The 16,377-nt window shown below is 54.2% G+C and carries 13 protein-coding genes; 12 read left to right on the forward strand and 1 reads right to left on the reverse strand.

The genetic code is table 11. The annotated features are described in order from the left end of the window. Positions 1-43 precede the first annotated feature (43 nt). From recJ to CJP46_RS32415, 8 genes are all read left to right on the forward strand, one after another. Positions 44-2,443 (forward strand): single-stranded-DNA-specific exonuclease RecJ, encoded by a 2,400-nt coding sequence (gene recJ / locus CJP46_RS32380; RefSeq protein ID WP_094599754.1) that lies wholly within the window; start codon positions 44-46, stop codon positions 2,441-2,443. 144 nt (positions 2,444-2,587) lie between these two features. Then, a complete protein-coding gene (locus CJP46_RS32385; protein WP_094599861.1) occupies positions 2,588-3,106 on the forward strand; it encodes an adenine phosphoribosyltransferase in 519 nt (172 codons plus the stop codon). Positions 3,107-3,423: 317 nt separating this feature from the next. Next, positions 3,424-4,743 carry an ABC transporter substrate-binding protein gene (locus tag CJP46_RS32390; RefSeq protein WP_094599755.1) on the forward strand — a complete coding sequence of 440 codons (1,320 nt, stop codon included), beginning with the start codon at positions 3,424-3,426 and terminating at the stop codon, positions 4,741-4,743. Between the two features lie 74 nt (positions 4,744-4,817). Beyond that, positions 4,818-5,699, forward strand: coding sequence for a carbohydrate ABC transporter permease (locus CJP46_RS32395; protein ID WP_094599756.1), 882 nt, complete (start codon positions 4,818-4,820; stop codon positions 5,697-5,699). Between the two features lie 86 nt (positions 5,700-5,785). Then, complete coding sequence (locus CJP46_RS32400; RefSeq protein WP_373558066.1) at positions 5,786-6,544, forward strand: carbohydrate ABC transporter permease; 759 nt, start codon at positions 5,786-5,788, stop codon at positions 6,542-6,544. Between the two features lie 39 nt (positions 6,545-6,583). Further along, a complete protein-coding gene (locus CJP46_RS32405; RefSeq protein ID WP_094599758.1) occupies positions 6,584-8,128 on the forward strand; it encodes a DUF4127 family protein in 1,545 nt (514 codons plus the stop codon). A 43-nt stretch (positions 8,129-8,171) separates the two neighbouring features. Continuing rightward, on the forward strand, positions 8,172-8,873 hold the full coding sequence (locus CJP46_RS32410) for an N-acetylmannosamine-6-phosphate 2-epimerase (protein ID WP_256992645.1): 702 nt from the start codon (positions 8,172-8,174) through the stop codon (positions 8,871-8,873). 54 nt (positions 8,874-8,927) lie between these two features. Then, the gene (locus CJP46_RS32415) at positions 8,928-10,508 is read left to right on the forward strand and encodes an FAD-dependent oxidoreductase (RefSeq protein ID WP_256992638.1); all 1,581 of its coding nucleotides are present in this window, start codon (positions 8,928-8,930) and stop codon (positions 10,506-10,508) included. 151 nt (positions 10,509-10,659) lie between these two features. On the opposite strand, the gene uraA is transcribed toward CJP46_RS32415, so the two are convergent. Next, the gene (uraA, locus tag CJP46_RS32420) at positions 10,660-11,982 is read right to left on the reverse strand and encodes a uracil permease (protein WP_094599760.1); all 1,323 of its coding nucleotides are present in this window, start codon (positions 11,980-11,982) and stop codon (positions 10,660-10,662) included. Positions 11,983-12,262: 280 nt separating this feature from the next. Between uraA and CJP46_RS32425 the strand changes: the two genes are divergently transcribed. The 4 genes from CJP46_RS32425 (at position 12,263) to CJP46_RS32435 (ending at position 16,308) form a co-directional block, all read left to right on the forward strand. Continuing rightward, positions 12,263-14,440, forward strand: coding sequence for a RelA/SpoT family protein (locus CJP46_RS32425; protein ID WP_094599761.1), 2,178 nt, complete (start codon positions 12,263-12,265; stop codon positions 14,438-14,440). Positions 14,441-14,536: 96 nt separating this feature from the next. Next, the gene (gene dtd / locus CJP46_RS32430; RefSeq protein ID WP_094599762.1) at positions 14,537-14,983 is read left to right on the forward strand and encodes a D-aminoacyl-tRNA deacylase; all 447 of its coding nucleotides are present in this window, start codon (positions 14,537-14,539) and stop codon (positions 14,981-14,983) included. 72 nt (positions 14,984-15,055) lie between these two features. Continuing rightward, the gene (locus CJP46_RS36750) at positions 15,056-15,217 is read left to right on the forward strand and encodes a hypothetical protein (protein ID WP_179281422.1); all 162 of its coding nucleotides are present in this window, start codon (positions 15,056-15,058) and stop codon (positions 15,215-15,217) included. A gap of 584 nt (positions 15,218-15,801) precedes the next feature. After that, positions 15,802-16,308, forward strand: coding sequence for a type 1 glutamine amidotransferase domain-containing protein (locus CJP46_RS32435; RefSeq protein WP_094599763.1), 507 nt, complete (start codon positions 15,802-15,804; stop codon positions 16,306-16,308). Positions 16,309-16,377: the final 69 nt, after the last annotated feature.

Genomic DNA, 16,377 nt, shown 5'->3' on the forward strand with positions numbered 1-16,377 from the left:
TATACGAACAGAAGACGGGGCGGGGAAAGAAAGGTGAAGACGATTGTTTGATTCGAAATATGAATGGCGGACTTCCGAAGCGGATCCGGAGAAGGCGGGCCGGTTGGCGCAGGAGCTGTCGGTTTCTCCTCTGGTAGGCTCGCTGCTGGCAGCCAGAGGAATTAGCGATGCGGAGGAAGCCGCCATGTTTTTAAGCGGGAGCCTGGAGGCCCTGCATGATCCGTTTTTGATGCTCGGCATGAAGGAGGCCGTTCCGCGGATTCAAAAAGCGGTCGAGGCCGGAGAACATATATTGATTTATGGGGATTACGACGCTGACGGCGTGTCCAGCACTTCACTGATGATCCATTTCATGCGCTATCTTGGAGCATCTTACGACATCTATATTCCGCACCGCTCCAATGAAGGGTACGGGCTGCACAACCATGCGCTGGATTGGGCACAACAGCAGGGCGTCAGCCTGATCATCACGGTCGATACCGGCATCAGCGCCGTCGAGCAGATTGCTTATGCCAACTCGCTCGGGATGGACGTGATCGTCACCGACCACCACGAGCCTCCGGAAGTACTTCCTGACGCGTATGCGCTGATCAACCCGAAGCAGCCGAACTGCCCGTATCCTTTTAAAGGCTTGGCCGGGGTCGGGGTGGCTTACAAGCTGACCCAGGCGATGCTCGGCCACCCGCCGGTAGAATGGACGGAAATCGTGGCCATCGGCACCATTGCGGACTTAATGCCGCTCAGCGGCGAGAACCGCATCCTGGTCAGCCGCGGCTTGCAGCAGATGCGCAGCTCCTCGTTTCCGGGAATCCGCGCGCTGATGGAAGTCGGGGGCATTACGATGCGGAACGTCACGTCCATTAATGTCGCCTTTGGTATGGCTCCGCGCATTAATGCCAGCGGCAGGCTGGACCATGCAGGATCGGCCGTTGCCCTCCTGACGACGGAAGATGAAGATGAGGCTTTAAGATTGTCCCATGCGTTGGATGAACTCAATAAGGAGCGGCAGCAGGTGGTGGACGATATCGTCCAGGAGGCGACCAGCCAGCTTCAGGCCAAGATCGGCAGTAGCCGGGTGCCTGATGTGATCGTGCTGGCAGGAGAGGGCTGGAACGTGGGCGTCGTCGGCATTGTCGCTTCCAAAATTTTGGAACGTTATTATCGTCCGGTCATTATCTTGGGCATCGATCCGGACACCGGCATGTGCAAAGGCTCGGCACGTTCCATTCCCGGACTGGACATCTATGGTGCACTGACCTCCTGCAAATCGCTGATGGACCATTACGGCGGCCATCCATCCGCAGCAGGGATGAGCCTGCACAGGGATCAGCTGGATGCCTTCGAGCAGGCGCTGAATGAATACGCCGCAGGGGTTCTGACCGAATCCGATTTTATTCCCGTTGCGGCATCGGACGGAGAGTGGCGGCTGTCGGACGTTCCTTTGCCGGTGATCGATGAAATGGAAATGCTGTCGCCCTTCGGCATGGCCAATCCCGTGCCCAAGTTTATTTTCAGGGGCTGCAGGCTGCTTGAGACCCGGAAGATGGGACGTGACAGCAAGCATCTCAAGCTGGTCGTTCAGCAGGACGGTGTCCGCCTGGAAGTGGTCGCGTTTGGTAAAGGCGAATTGGCCGAAGTGCTGGCAGAAGGTGCGGAACTCGATTTGCTCGGGGAATTGAGCGTCAATGAATGGAACGGTTCGCGAAGACCCCAGCTGATGCTGCAGGATCTGAAGCTTACGCAGCCGCAGGTGTTCGACCTGCGCGGGGCTCAGGATCCTTGGCATGAGATTGACCGGGTCAACCAAATGATCGGATCGCATTTCAGACTGCGGCCAACACAGGTGGCGGCGGTCCTGGAACGGGAGATTCTGGATCCGGCAAAAATCCGTTTGAATGAATCCACCCTTTGGGTATATGATAAGAATGCTGGAATTTTAGCGTATCATCCGAACGAGGAGCGGTCCGGCCAGGACGACGTGACGACGCTGTTCATGCTGAACGCGCCGGAGACGCCCGAACAGCTGGATGCGGTTCTGTTTTCATTTCCGAAACTGTCCAACGTATTTCTGCTTCATCAGGTACATAAGAGAGAGAAACTCGCTGTGCCGGACAGGGATCAGTTCAAGAAGCTGTATATATTGTTGTCGAGAATCGCAGCCGAGCCCGTCAGAGAAGAAGCCGCCTTATCGATGCTCTGTGAGCAGGCGTCGTGCAGCATCCGCATGGTATCGAAGATGATGGATGTGTTTGAGGAGCTGTCATTTATAGACAGGCAGGAAGGCCTTATCCGTTTTATACCTAAACCGCCCAAGCGTGATTTGGCTACATCCCGTCATTTCCTAGCGCTAGGAAACCTGGCGGAAATGGAGCAGCATCTGCTGTATGCCAGCACTCCGCAGGTCACGAGTTGGTTCATTTCCCGCATGCGGGGAGCTTCGTGACCGGGACGATCGTATGAATGCTTACGAGAACTGTATGATTTTGTAACGTCTAGCAACACTTACGAAGTCTGTTTTACTTCGTAAAACTAAGCAACGCTTACGGAGTCAGTTTTACTTCGTAAAACTCTAGAAGGAGAGATTATGTTGAATTACAAAGATTATATCCGGGTGATTCCGGACTTCCCGATGGCTGGAATCAGTTTTAAAGATATTACCACCCTGCTCCAAAATGGGGAAATGTACAAAAAGGCCATCAATGACATCAAGGCCATGGTGTCGCACCTGAACATCGATGTCATTGCCGGTCCGGAAGCCCGGGGCTTCGTCGTCGGGGCGCCGCTTGCTTATGCGTTGGGCGTCGGGTTCGCGCCAATCCGCAAGAGCGGCAAGCTGCCTTACGAAACGATTGAAGTCGGTTATGATCTCGAATATGGCAAGGATAAGCTGGCCATGCACACCGACGCAATCAAGAAAGGCCAGAACGTCCTGATCGCTGACGATCTGCTTGCCACAGGCGGAACCATCTCCACCTCCGTAAGTCTGGTCAACCAACTGGGCGGTAACGTGGTTGGGGCGGCGTTCATGATCGAGCTGATTGCTCTGAACGGGCGCGGCAAATTGCCGGGTGTGGAAGTATTCTCCCTTATGTCCTACGAAGATTAAAACGCGGGAGTTCGTTTCCCGGGAAATAAATGAAGAGCTGTCTGAAGTCGAATTGACTTCAGACAGCTCTTTTTTTGTTTTGTCAGTTGAACATCTCACTGCTGCCTCTGCTATTTATGCAATGCCTTTTCACAATATAAGGATGACGACCCTTAAGAAGGAGAAATCTGAAAATTCATTTCGGGAAAATAACTCCACCTTTTTTAATAAATATGAAAAATATCTTTTTTATTTTTGCGTGGTTTGCTATAATCTGCCTAAAGCAGGAAACACATGCTTGGAATCATCTTTTATGATCAAAGGGGAGGCCATTGTTGATGAGGAAACAGGGAAGAGGTAGAAGTAGAGGTTTTGTTCTGACTTTGCTGTCTGTCATGCTGTTGTCGGTCGTACTCAACGCTTGTGGAGGAGGGAATAAGGCGGACACTCCGCAATCGTCCGAACCGCAGCCGACCACCGAAACAAAGAGCAGCGATCCGGTCAAGCTGGAGTTTTGGACCATCGCGCTGCAGCCTACATTCACGGACTACTTCAATAAGCTCATTGCCGATTACCAGAGCAGTCATCCGGGTGTCACGATCGATTGGAAGGACTACCCTTATGACGCGGTGACCAACAAGCTGCTGACCAGCATCGCCAGCGGCAACAGCCCGGACGTCGTTAACCTGAACACCGAATTTGCCAGCCAGATGGGCTCCAAAGGAGCCGTGCTCGATTTGAACGGATTCCTGACGGATGAAGAGAAGGGAGCTTATTTCGACGGCATCTTCAACTCCACCGTTATCGACGGCAAGGCCTATGCTCTTCCTTGGTACACAGGCACCGAGGTCCTCTTCATGAACACGAAAATCGTGAAGGAAGCCGGCCTGGATCCGGCGAATCCGCCGAAAACGATGGAGGAGTTGGGCGACTGGGCACGCCAAGTGAAGGCGAAGACCGGTAAGCTCGGATACTCGCAGCAGTTTGCTTCAAAGCTGCTTCCGGTAAACGGCATTCCGATTCTGAATGACGACAAGACCGCTGCGGCCTTTAACACACCTGAGATGACCAGCATGATCGAAACGATCCAGAAAAATATCGCTGACGGCGTCATCATGAAAGAGGACGTTCCGTTTACAAAACAGATCCAATATTACTCCGGGGAGCAGGTGGCCTTCGAACTTGCCGGTCCGACCTTCATTAACTTCCTGAAGACTTCGGCTCCGGACGTTTATAAAAACACGATTGCCGTACCGCTGCCGACCGGAAAAGCCGACCTTCGCCTGTCCAACTCCATGGACCTGGTCGTTCCGGCCAAATCGAAGCATCAGAAGGAAGCGGTCGAGTTCGCCGTCTTCGTGACGAATGCCGAAAATCAGACGTCGTTCTCCAAAGCGGCCAACACATTGCCGTCCACCAAGGAATCGATCAAGGATCCGTTCTTTACGGAAACCGACAAGTCGCTGGAAGCAGAAGCCAAGATCGCTTCGGCCAACAGCTTAGATAAGGCGGTCGATTATATGGTCGGCGTGCCGAACGCTGGGGATATCAACTCCGCCATCGCCCGAGGCCTGCAGAAAGTTTTCCTGAACGGGGCCGATGTCAAGGCGACGGTGGATGCAATGGAAAAGGAAGTCAACGAGGTGCTCAAGAAATAATTGGGCCGGTTGGCGGAAGGCGTACGGGGGGACAGAGTTCCTCCCGTACATTCTAGTTAGGTGGTGATCACAGAGTGTACAAATGGATGCGGTCGGAGTCATTCACGGCATGGGCTTTTATGGCCCCGGGACTTCTGGTTATCGCTGTATTCGTATTTTGGCCTATTATTTATGGTATCCCGCTGTCCTTTACGGACTACTCGGTTATTTCCGAAACGCATTATGTCGGTGTCGATAACTTTGTGAACGCATTTAAAGACCACAACTTCCTCATTTCGCTGTGGAATTCGCTGCTATATGTGATCGTCGTGCCGATCATCCAGATTTTGTCCATCCTGATGGCGATTCTGGTCAATGGGAAAATTCCGGGCGTGAAGTTTTTCCGGACCGCTTATTATATTCCGGTCGTGACTTCCATGGTTGCCGTGGCGCTGATCTGGAGCTGGCTCCTGAGCAACAACGGGGTTGTCAACTTTCTTCTGATCAAGGTGGGAATCATCAGCGACCAGGTTTCCTGGCTCGCTACCAGCAGCACGGCATTGTTCGTGCTCATGTTCATTACGATGTGGAAAGGCCTAGGCTATTACATGATGCTGTACCTTGCCGGACTCCAAGGCATTCCTTCGGATCTGTACGAAGCGGCGCGGGTAGACGGAGCCAGCAGGCTGCGCCTGATCTTGAACATCACGATTCCGCTGCTGAGACCCCACATTTTATTCTGTACCCTGATCTCCCTGATGGGGGCGATCCGCGTCTTTGACGAGATCTATATTTTGACCAAAGGGGGACCGGGTACGTCAACGCTGACATCGAGCGTCTATATTTTCCAAAAAGGTCTGGAACAGTTTAACTTCGGGTACGCCTCGGCATTGGGGCTCATCGTCAGCGTCATTATCGCCGTATTCAGCGTGCTTGTGTTCCGATTCAACCGGAAAGGCGGTGTCAATCCATACTGATGATAGCGAATCGTGGGATGAAGCAAGTGAAAACAGGAATCCGGCTGACGATCGTCTATATTTTGTTAGTCGCGCTGGCTCTGTTTATGATGGGACCGTTTCTTTGGCTGCTCAGCGTGTCTTTGATGCCGGGCAAAAACGTGTTCGCCAACCCGCCGGCGATCCTGCCGACGTTCATTGACTTCGATAATTACGTGAAGGTTTGGCAGTTTATGAACTTTCCGAAGTATATCTATAATACGGTCGTGATTACGGTGCTCGGGGTTGTGACCAACGTTATTCTCTCCAGCCTGACCGCATATCCGCTGGCGACCTTTCGCTTCAAAGGAAGGGATTTCGTATTTACCCTGTTGGTGGCGACGATGATTATCCCGTCTTCGACGGCGATGATCGTGCATTACCTGACGATTCAGTCTTTGCATCTGACCGGATCTTTTCTGGGCGTGGTACTGCCTTCGGCTGTATCGGTATTCAACATCTTCTTGATGCGCCAGACGTTTCTCGGGATTCCTTCGGACGTGCGTGATTCGGGAAAAATGGACGGTGCCTCCGAGTTCCGGATCTGGTTGCAGTTGATCCTACCCTTGGTGAAACCGGCGATTGCGGTCATTTCGCTGCTGGAAATGATGGCGTTCTGGAACAACTTCCTGTGGCCGATCGTCGTGCTGGACGATCCGCAGAAGTATCCGCTCGCTGCGGCGCTGACGTTCCTGAACGGCCAATTCTCCTACAATTTCGGATGGATCGCAGCGGGAACGATGATCTCGGTGCTGCCGATTATTATCGTGTTCCTGTTTACCCAGCGTTACTACATGGAAGGTATGGCCGGCGCGATCAAAGGGTGATTTGCGGCTAATTTACGTTAGGAAAGGAAGCTTGCAAAAATGGAGAAGAGTCACAAACTGGTGTTCGTCCCGCTTGACGAGCGTCCTTGCAACTATGAATTTCCATATATGCTGGCGCAGGGAACGGAGTTTGAAATGGTCCGGCCGCCGCTGGAAATGATGGGTCTTAAAAAGCGCCCGGGCGATATCGAGAGGTTGTGGGCCTGGCTGGAACAGGAGGCTGCTGACGCCGACGGCGCAATCATAGCCGTGGACACGCTGCTGTACGGCGGCATCATCCCGTCACGGCTGCATTACCTGAAGCCGGGAGAGCTTGCCGATCGGGTGAACCGGCTCCGGCGGCTGAAAGCGCGAAATCCAAAGTTGCGGATGTTCGCCTTTCAGCTGATCATGCGCTGCCCGCAGTATTCGAACGCCGATGAGGAGCCAGACTACTATGGCGACTGGGGGAGGGAAATCTTCCGCAAAGGCTTCATCACTCACCGGCAGGAGCTGGGGCTGGCCGCTGCGGAAGAAAATGCCGAGCTGGCTGAGATCGATGCGCGGCTGCCAGCGGATGTGCTTCAGGATTATTTGGACCGCAGGGCGGTGAACATCGAGGCGATCGGCCATGTGATGGATGTGATCGCAGACGGCGGCATTGACTTTATGATTTTTCCGCAGGACGATTCGGCGCCATATGGTTATACAGCCAAGGATCAGCAGAATGTCAGGGCGCTGATCTCCAAGCTGGATTTGGAGCTGCGGGCGTACATGTATCCCGGAGCCGATGAGGTCGGCTGCACTCTGTTGGCTCGAATGGTGAACGAAATCAAGGGGAGCACCCCGCTCATCTATCCGCGGCTTGCGGCGGTTCAGGGCAGCTTCGTCACGCCGCTCTACGAGGACAGGTACTTCTTTGAGACGCTGAAATATCAAATCATGGCGGCGGGTGGTTTGATAGCTTCAGGCTGCAGTGAGGCCGATTTGGTGCTGCTCGTGAATACGCCGGGAGAGACGATGGTTGAAGCCGTGTCCCAGGAGCACCCTTTCTTCGGCTATGACATCAACCGGAACATCATCGAACTGGTGGAATACGGGGATTTCGTGATGCGGGTTCAGGGTAAGCCGGCTGCCGTGGCGGATATCGGGTATGCGAACGGCGGCGACTTGAAGCTGGTAAAGCTGCTTAGACAAAAAGGAATGCTGTTTAACCTGGCGGGTTATGCCGGATGGAATACCAGCTCCAACTCGCTGGGCACGGTCATTGCGCAATCCACGCTGTATCTGCACTATGGCAGGACGGAGAAGCATCTCGACTTTCTGGCACTGCGGTACGCCGAGGATGTATGCTACTGCGCGGGCGTCCGGATGGAGCTGAACGCTGGTCTGGTTGAGCAAATGGGGCTCAGCATATTCGAGCTGGACGGCCAGCGAGGCGAAGTGTCCAGGCTGGTCAAGGAGCGGCTTGGAGAAACGCTGAATCAGCGTATAAACAGCGATAAAGGGTATGTGGAGATCACGGACTGCTGCATGCCCTGGAACCGTACGTTCGAAGTTGGATTACAAGCGCGTTTTCACGTGAGGCCGCCGATATATAGATAACAGTGGCCTTGAAGAGTCACAAAAAAGATGAGAGAGGGTGGACATACTGGAGCCTATACTGCAATCTTTGCGTTACTGCCTGATCGCATCCTGCCAGGCGCTGCCGGATGAGCCGCTGCATGGTGCGCACATTATGGCCCGAATGGCCGTGGCCGCCGAAGAAGGGGGGGCGTCGGCGATCCGGGCCAACGGGGCGGATGACGTCAGGGCCATCAAGTCCGCGGTTTCGATCCCGGTGATCGGGATCATCAAGCGGGAGTATGCGGGATCGGACGTTTACATTACGCCTACGCTCAAGGAAGTGGAGGAGCTGCTTGATGCCGGGGCGGACATGATCGCCTTTGATGCTACGGGCCGTAATCGGCCCGGCGGGGTCCGGCTGGAGGATTTGATCCGGCGGATGAAGCAGGCGGGCGTTGCCAGCATGGCGGATGTTTCAACGCTGGATGAGGCCATTCATGCCGCTTCCCTCGGCGTCAGCTGCGTATCGACGACGCTGTCGGGTTATACGGATTATTCGCCGCAGCTGGAAGGTCCGGATCTGGAGCTGATTGAAGAAGCAGCGGCCCGGTTGAGTATTCCATTGATTGCCGAAGGCCGGATTCACGAGCCTTATCAGGTCGAGGAGGCACTCAAGCTCGGCGCGCATGCTGTCGTGGTCGGTGGGGCCATTTCCAGGCCGCAGCAGATCACGCGGCGCTTCTCGAACGCGGCAAGGAAGGCGGCCCAGTCGCTGAGAGCATGAGGCTGGCAGTCCACTGAATATCGCTGGCTAATAAGGAAAGGAGCGCGGATAACGTTGATACAAGAGCTCGTGGCAGATGTGATTATCATCGGCGGAGGACTCGGCGGAACGTCGGCCGCCTTGGCGGCGGCTAAAGCCGGGATGAAGGTGATCGTAACGGAGGAGACCGATTGGCTGGGAGGGCAGCTGACTTCGCAGGCGGTTCCGCCCGATGAGCACCGCTGGATTGAAAGTTTCGGATGCACGGCATCTTACCGGGAGTTCAGAAACCGGGTCAGGGAATATTATAAACGCAACTACCCGCTCAACGAGCAGGCGTTGAACGATCCGGAGCTCAATCCGGGGAACGCCTGGGTCAGCAGGGTGGCGCATGAACCGAAGGTCGCCCTGCAAGTGCTGGAGGATATGCTGGCCCCGTACGTGAACACCCGCCGGATCCAGGTGCTGCTTAACACGCGTCCTGTTCACAGCGAGACAGCAGGCGACCAAGTGATGTCGGTAACGGTCGAGAAGGTGGATGGGCAAACCAGGCATAAGCTGAAAGGCGCATATTTCCTGGACGCTACCGAAACCGGAGAGCTGCTGCCCCTGGCCGGTGCGGAATATGTGAGCGGAGCCGAGGCGCGCAGCGAAACGAACGAGCCGCACGCGCTGGAGCAAGCCGATCCGCTTGATATGCAGTCCATCACCCATGTGGCGGCGGTGGAATACATCCCAGGCGGCAATTTTACGATCCCAAAGCCGGATAGTTACGATTTCTGGCATGAATACAAGCCCTCATTTTCCACATATCCGATCTTAAGCTGGTATTCGAACGAAGCCGAGGACACGTCCAAATTGCGGCGGTTTACGATGTTTCCGAACGACCAGGGGATCATGTCGCTGTGGGATTACCGGCGGATCGTGGACCCCTCCCTGTGGCGCGTGCCGCTGAGCGACGGCGAGGTGACGCTGCTTAACTGGCCGATGAACGATTATTATCTTGGGCCGGTGATCGGCGTACCGGAGCCGGAACGCGCCCGGCATCTGGAAGCAGCCCGCGAGCTAACGCTGTCGCTCGTATACTGGCTGCAGACCGAGGCTCCCCGGCTTGACGGGGGGTACGGGTATCCGGGCCTCCGGCTGCGCGGCGACGTACTCGGCACGGAAGACGGCTTGGCGAAGTCTCCTTATATCCGGGAGTCGCGGCGGATTCGCGCGCAGTACACGATCACAGAGCATGATGTCAGCCAGGAGCTTCGCGGGGAGAAGGGTATCAAGCGGTACGTGGACAGCGTCGGCGTCGGAAGTTATTATTTGGACCTGCATCCGACGACCGTGAACCAGCGGGCTTTCTTCATTCCGAACTATCCTTATGAAATTCCTCTCGGATCGCTGATTCCGGTGCGGATGACCAACCTGCTTCCGGCATGCAAAAATATCGGCATGACGCAGATCGCCAATGGCTGCTACCGGCTGCATCCGACGGAATGGAACATCGGCGAATCCGCGGGACTGTTGGCTGCTTACGCGGTAATGCACGGCATACCTCCGCGTGAAGTGAGGGCTTCCTCGCCTCATTTGTGCGATTACCAGGCGATGCTGGAGCGATACGGGGTTGAGCTTCATTGGCCGGAAGAGACACTGGAACTGTAGGTGCCATGATTGCAGCCATGGAAATACAAGAAAGCCGGACGGCATCGTTGAGATGCTTGTCCGGCTTTTCTTACGTTACGTATGTTTTTCATTTGAGGGATTGCGATTCAACTGTTGTTCCGATTCATTGTGTCTTCCGATCCCTTGTCACTCAATCCGGAATTTTCTCCACCAGTTCCTGCTCCTTGCCGCCCGGTTCGTTGGACAGCCCGGTAACCTCAATCAGCTTGAAGAACAGGCTGAGCACGATGCCCACGATCGTGGCGAGCGCCATGCCTTTCAATTGAACGGGGCCAAGGTTGAGCTGCACGCCGCTGATGCCGACGACCAGAACCAGCGTCGCCAGGATCATGTTGGTCGGCTTGGAGAAATCGACCTTTTGCTCGACGAAGATCCGCAGACCGGAAGCTGCGATGACGCCGAACAGCAGCAGGGATACGCCGCCCATGACCGGCGTCGGAATGTTCGCGATGACCGAAGAGACCGTGCCCGAGAAGGACAGCAGGATCGCGATGACGGCTGCGCCGCCGATGACGAAGACCGAATACACTTTGGTCAGCGCCATGACGCCGATATTTTCCCCGTACGTCGTGTTCGGCGTGGAGCCGACAAAGCCGGAGAGGATGGTCGAGATGCCGTTGCCCAGCAGCGAGCGGTTTAGTCCCGGATCCTTCGACAAGTCTTTGCCCACGATGTTGCTCGTTACTAGAAGGTGGCCGATGTGCTCGACGATGACGACCAGGGATACCGGGATAATTGTCGCGATGGCAGCCCAGTTCCAGCTTGGCGTAATGACCGTTGGCATCGTGAAGAAGTGGGCGCTGGCGATTGCATCTTTATTGACCATGCCCGGCATGAAGAAGGAGAGGACGTATCCGACGACGATGCCGATCAGAATGTGGATGATCTTTGGAAACCCGCGGAACAGGACCGCGCCGATGACGGTTACGCCAAGTGTCGTCATGGACAAAATGATGCTGTTCGTGTCATAGGTCATCAAACCGGAAGTCTCGTCTGCCGTCGGAAGTAGACCGGCCATGCCTGCCGCGGTCGGCACCAGCTCCAGTCCGATCGTGGCGACGATCGCGCCCATGGCGGCTGGCGGGAACACGACGTCGATCCAGCTCGTACCCGCGAAATGGACGATCAGGCCCACGATGACGAAGATGATGCCCGTAATGATAAAGGCGCCCAACGCCAGCGGGTAATTTTCCTTCGGATTGTCGCCGAGCACGACCAGCACCGGAGAAATGAAAGCAAAGCTGGAGCCCAGATACGCCGGTATCTTGGCCCGGCAGATCAGGATGTACAGCAAGGTGCCGATGCCGTTCATCAGCAGGATCATGCCAGGATCTACGCCGAACAGGTTCGGCACGAGCACCGTGCTTCCGAACATGGCGAACAGGTGCTGCAGGCTGAGCAGAAAGCCCGGGCCCAGAGGAAGCCTTTCATTGACTTGAATTTCGCGTTGCAATTCGTTCACTCCCATTACGTGATTTCGTCCATACCAATAAATTCATTCAATCTAATTTATCTAGATTTATGACATTTTTCAATCTTTTTTTTCACTCCCGGGGCGCAATTTGGCCAAAAAACTCGTTTGTTGTTCCCAGGCTTCCTGTTCCTGGCAGGAAATGTTGACGTAAAGCCGTTCAAGCGTCATAATTATATAAAATCATTACATGACAGAACCTGCAAAGATGGATTATCACGCGGGTTCTATTTTATATAGAAGGGAAACGGAAACGACTAGAATGGGCATAGAGCGATTACTTGAAAAGGCTGGAGCCTATATAAAAGAGCCGGATTTGGACCGCATCAGGGAAGCCTATGAATTTGCGGAACAGGCCCATCACGGCCAGGTGCGCAAATCAGGCGAGCCTTATATCCTGCATCCGCTTGCGGTTGCAGATATTGTCGTGAACATGATGATGGATACGACCTCCATCGTCGCCGCGCTTCTTCATGACGTAGTCGAGGACACGACCGTATCGCTCGAGGATATCCGTACCCGATTTGGCGCTACCTGTGCCATGCTTGTCGATGGACTGACCAAGCTGGAGCGAATCCAGTTCCGTTCCAAGGAAGAACAGCAGAACGAGAATTACCGCAAAATGTTTATCGCCATGGCGCAGGATATTCGTGTCATTGTCATCAAGCTGGCCGACCGCCTGCACAACATGCGGACTTTGAAATACCAGTCCGAGGAGAGCCAGCGGCGGATCGCCTATGAGACGCTGGAAATTTTCTGTCCGATCGCCGACCGCCTCGGGATTTCGGCCATCAAGAGCGAAATGGAGGACTTGTCCCTCCGTTACCTCAATCCGCAGCAGTATTACCGCATCGCTAACCTGATCCACAAGAAGCGGGCCGAGCGCGAGCAATTCGTCGAAAACGTCATCGTCCGCATCCGCGAAAAGCTGGAGGAGATGGGCATTGAAGGCGATCTGTCGGGACGGCCGAAGCATATTTACAGCGTCTTTAACAAAATGACGACCAAAAACAAGCAGTTCAACGAAATCTACGATTTGCTCGCTATTCGTATTATTGTGGATAACATTAAAGACTGTTATGCCACCCTAGGAATTATCCATACGCTGTGGAAGCCGATGCCTGGCCGGTTTAAGGACTATATCGCCATGCCGAAGGCGAACATGTATCAGTCGCTGCATACGACCGTAGTGGGGCCTAACGGCGAGCCGACCGAGGTCCAGATCCGGACCTGGGAAATGCACCGGACCGCTGAGTACGGGATCGCGGCGCATTGGGCCTATAAGGAAGGGACGACGGCCGTCGGCGGCAACTTTGAGAACAAAATGACCTTTTTCCGTGAAATTTTGGAGCTGCAGCATGAGGCCAAGGATGCTTCGGAATTTGTAGAATCGCTCAAAATGGACTTTTTCTCGGATCTTGTTTTTGTTTTTACGCCGAAAGGAGAGGTCATTGAGCTGCCTTCCGGCTCGGTGCCGCTTGATTTTGCCTACCGAATTCATACCGAGGTCGGGAACCGGACGATCGGCGCCAAGGTCAACGGACGGATCGTACCGCTGGACCATCGCCTCAAAACCGGAGATATCGTCGAGATCTTGACGTCCAAGCATTCGTACGGACCGAGCGGGGACTGGCTGAAGATCGCCCAATCATCCCATGCGCGAAGCAAGATCAAGCAATGGTTCAAGAAGGAAAAACGGGAAGAGAACGTGGAAAAGGGCCGCGAGATGGTTGAGCGCGAGCTGAAAAGCCGGGGCCTTGAAATTACCGAATGGATGACGGACGATAAGCTGCTGGAAGTCGCGAAGAAGTTTTCGTTTAACGATATCGAAGACATGCTGTCGGGCGTCGGTTTTGGCGGGATTACCGCTCCGCAGATCTGTACGCGCCTGACGGAACGGCTCCGCAAGGAGCAGGAAGAAGCCAGTCTGCTTGAGCTTACGACCGAGAAGAAGGAAATCAAGCCGGCCGACAAAAGATCGCGTCCGACCAACGGCGTCCGGGTCAAAGGCATCGACAACCTGCTCGTCCGCTTTGCCCGCTGCTGCAATCCGGTGCCTGGCGATGACATTGTCGGTTACGTAACCCGCGGACGCGGCGTGTCCGTGCACCGCGTAGACTGCCCGAACATTCCGACGTCGGGTGAAGGCGAAGAAGCCGCACGCGTGATCGAAGTCGAATGGGAAACCGAGATCGAGGCGAATTACAGCGTCGATATCGAAATTACGGGCCATGACCGGAACGGGCTCCTGAACGAAGTGCTCCAGGCGGTATCGGAAAGCAAAACGAACATTTCCGCGGTGACCGGGCGCTCAGACAAAAACAAGATGGCGCTCATCCACATGACGATCCTGATCCGCAACACCGATCATCTGCAGTCAGTCGTGGAACGGATCAAGCGCGTAAAGGATGTATACACCGTCCACCGGATCATTCAGTAAAATCCTAGGGGATGTGCACGTCGCATACTGGATCCCTCAGCAAGAACTTGGGTGGCTAATGGAGCGGGAACAAGCGAAGGAGCGTAGAGAGACAGCATGAAAGTGGTTATACAGCGCTGCAAGGAAGCGCAGGTTACGGTAGAGGGAGAGGTCACGGGGGCGATCAGCCAGGGGCTGATGGTGCTCGTCGGCGTCACCCATGAGGATACGGAGAAAGATGCAAAATACTTGGCCGATAAAGTTGCCGGACTGCGCATTTTTGAAGATGATGAGGGGAAAATGAACCACAGCGTCATGGAAGTTGGCGGGGGCATACTGTCCGTGTCGCAGTTCACCCTGTACGGCGACTGCCGCAAGGGCAAACGCCCGAACTTCATGGCCGCGGCCAAGCCGGATGCGGCGGAAGGATTGTACGAATGCTTTAACCGCGAGCTCAGAGACAAAGGGCTTGAGGTCGCCACCGGCCGGTTTGGGGCGATGATGGACGTCACCTTTACAAACTGGGGACCCGTCACGTTGATTATTGACAGCAAAGGGGCATAGAAACGGTAAAAATCGGGCAAAATAGGGATGAGCATCCGCCATTTATATACTCACATAAGGAGTTCAGCCATTATGCGCCAATCCGTTCAAACCCAAACGCTGCAGTCGCTGCCGCTTGCGCCGGTTGCCTCGCTGCACGAGGCCGCCAAGACGATGCAGGCCGTACGAGAAATCCCTTTTCCCTTATGGACCTTGTACACGAAGGGAATCGGCCGGCAGCAGATCATCCGTTAGTCGGCCGGTTATTATTGCAAGTAATAGAAGTAGAAGAACCCTCTTTTGTTGTAAAAAGAGGGTTCTTTTTTATTTGGTTATATCTCTATATCAGGTTTTGCTTGAGCTATTTATTGCTTTTGTTTGAGATATTTCAGATTTATGTGAACTATTTTATCGCTGAGGAGTGACTTTAAGTTAGGTGAAAAGGGACTGGACTGATTGAATTAACTGCAAAAGTGCACTTATTTTTAAAGGAAACACTGGCCTCAGGGCAAATAAGAGCATAAGTGCACTTATTTCAGCCGAATCGGACCGAATTTCAGGAAAACAGCCGAAATAGATGCATTATTGCACTTCATTGAACCAATACGGCTTCAATTGGCGAAAATAGATGCACTTTCGCAGTTATTTTAGTTTATCCATCCTAAGCTGCACTGAATGAAGTCTATATATACTAACCTGGAGAAAAACCTCGCCCGGCGCCAAGCCGGAAATTTCGATCTCTCTCCTCCCGATGGAACCTCAGGCGCATGTTATAAACGGGCGCGTTTCGGGTAATAACAAGGCGTGGACCACTTATCCATGAAAGGAGAACGATATCCATGAGCAAGGTTGCATTTTTGCTAGCGAACGCATTTGAAGATTCGGAAATGAAAGTTCCATACGATGAAGTTAACAAAGCAGGCCATGACACGGATATTATCGGCCTCCAGCAGGGTGAGAAGCTGACCGGCAAAAACGGCGAAGCCTCCTATACGGCGGAAAAAGCTATCGCGGACGCGAATGCGGCGGATTACGACGCCGTCGTCATTCCTGGAGGCTCTTCGCCGGAGAACCTGCGGCTGAACGAGGACGTGCTGAAATTCGTGAAGGATTTGAACAGCGCCGGTAAGCCGATCGCCGCGATTTGCCACGGCCCGCAAATTTTAGCCAGCGCCGACCTGCTGAAAGGCAGAACAATCACCTCGTACCCGCCGCTGCAGGATGACATGGTAAACGCCGGCGCGGAATTCAAGGATGAGGAAGTCGTTCTGGACGGCAACTTCATCACTTCACGGACTCCCAAAGACGAACCGGCCTTTGTCCGGGAACTGCTGAACGTGCTGTAAAGCTCCGGGAGTGCCTTGGAAGCTTTCGCTTTGTGATTCATGATTTATAAATAGAGATGGAGGTAATGT

This window comes from Paenibacillus sp. XY044 (assembly GCF_002257645.1).
GTDB lineage: Bacteria > Bacillota > Bacilli > Paenibacillales > Paenibacillaceae > Paenibacillus_AQ.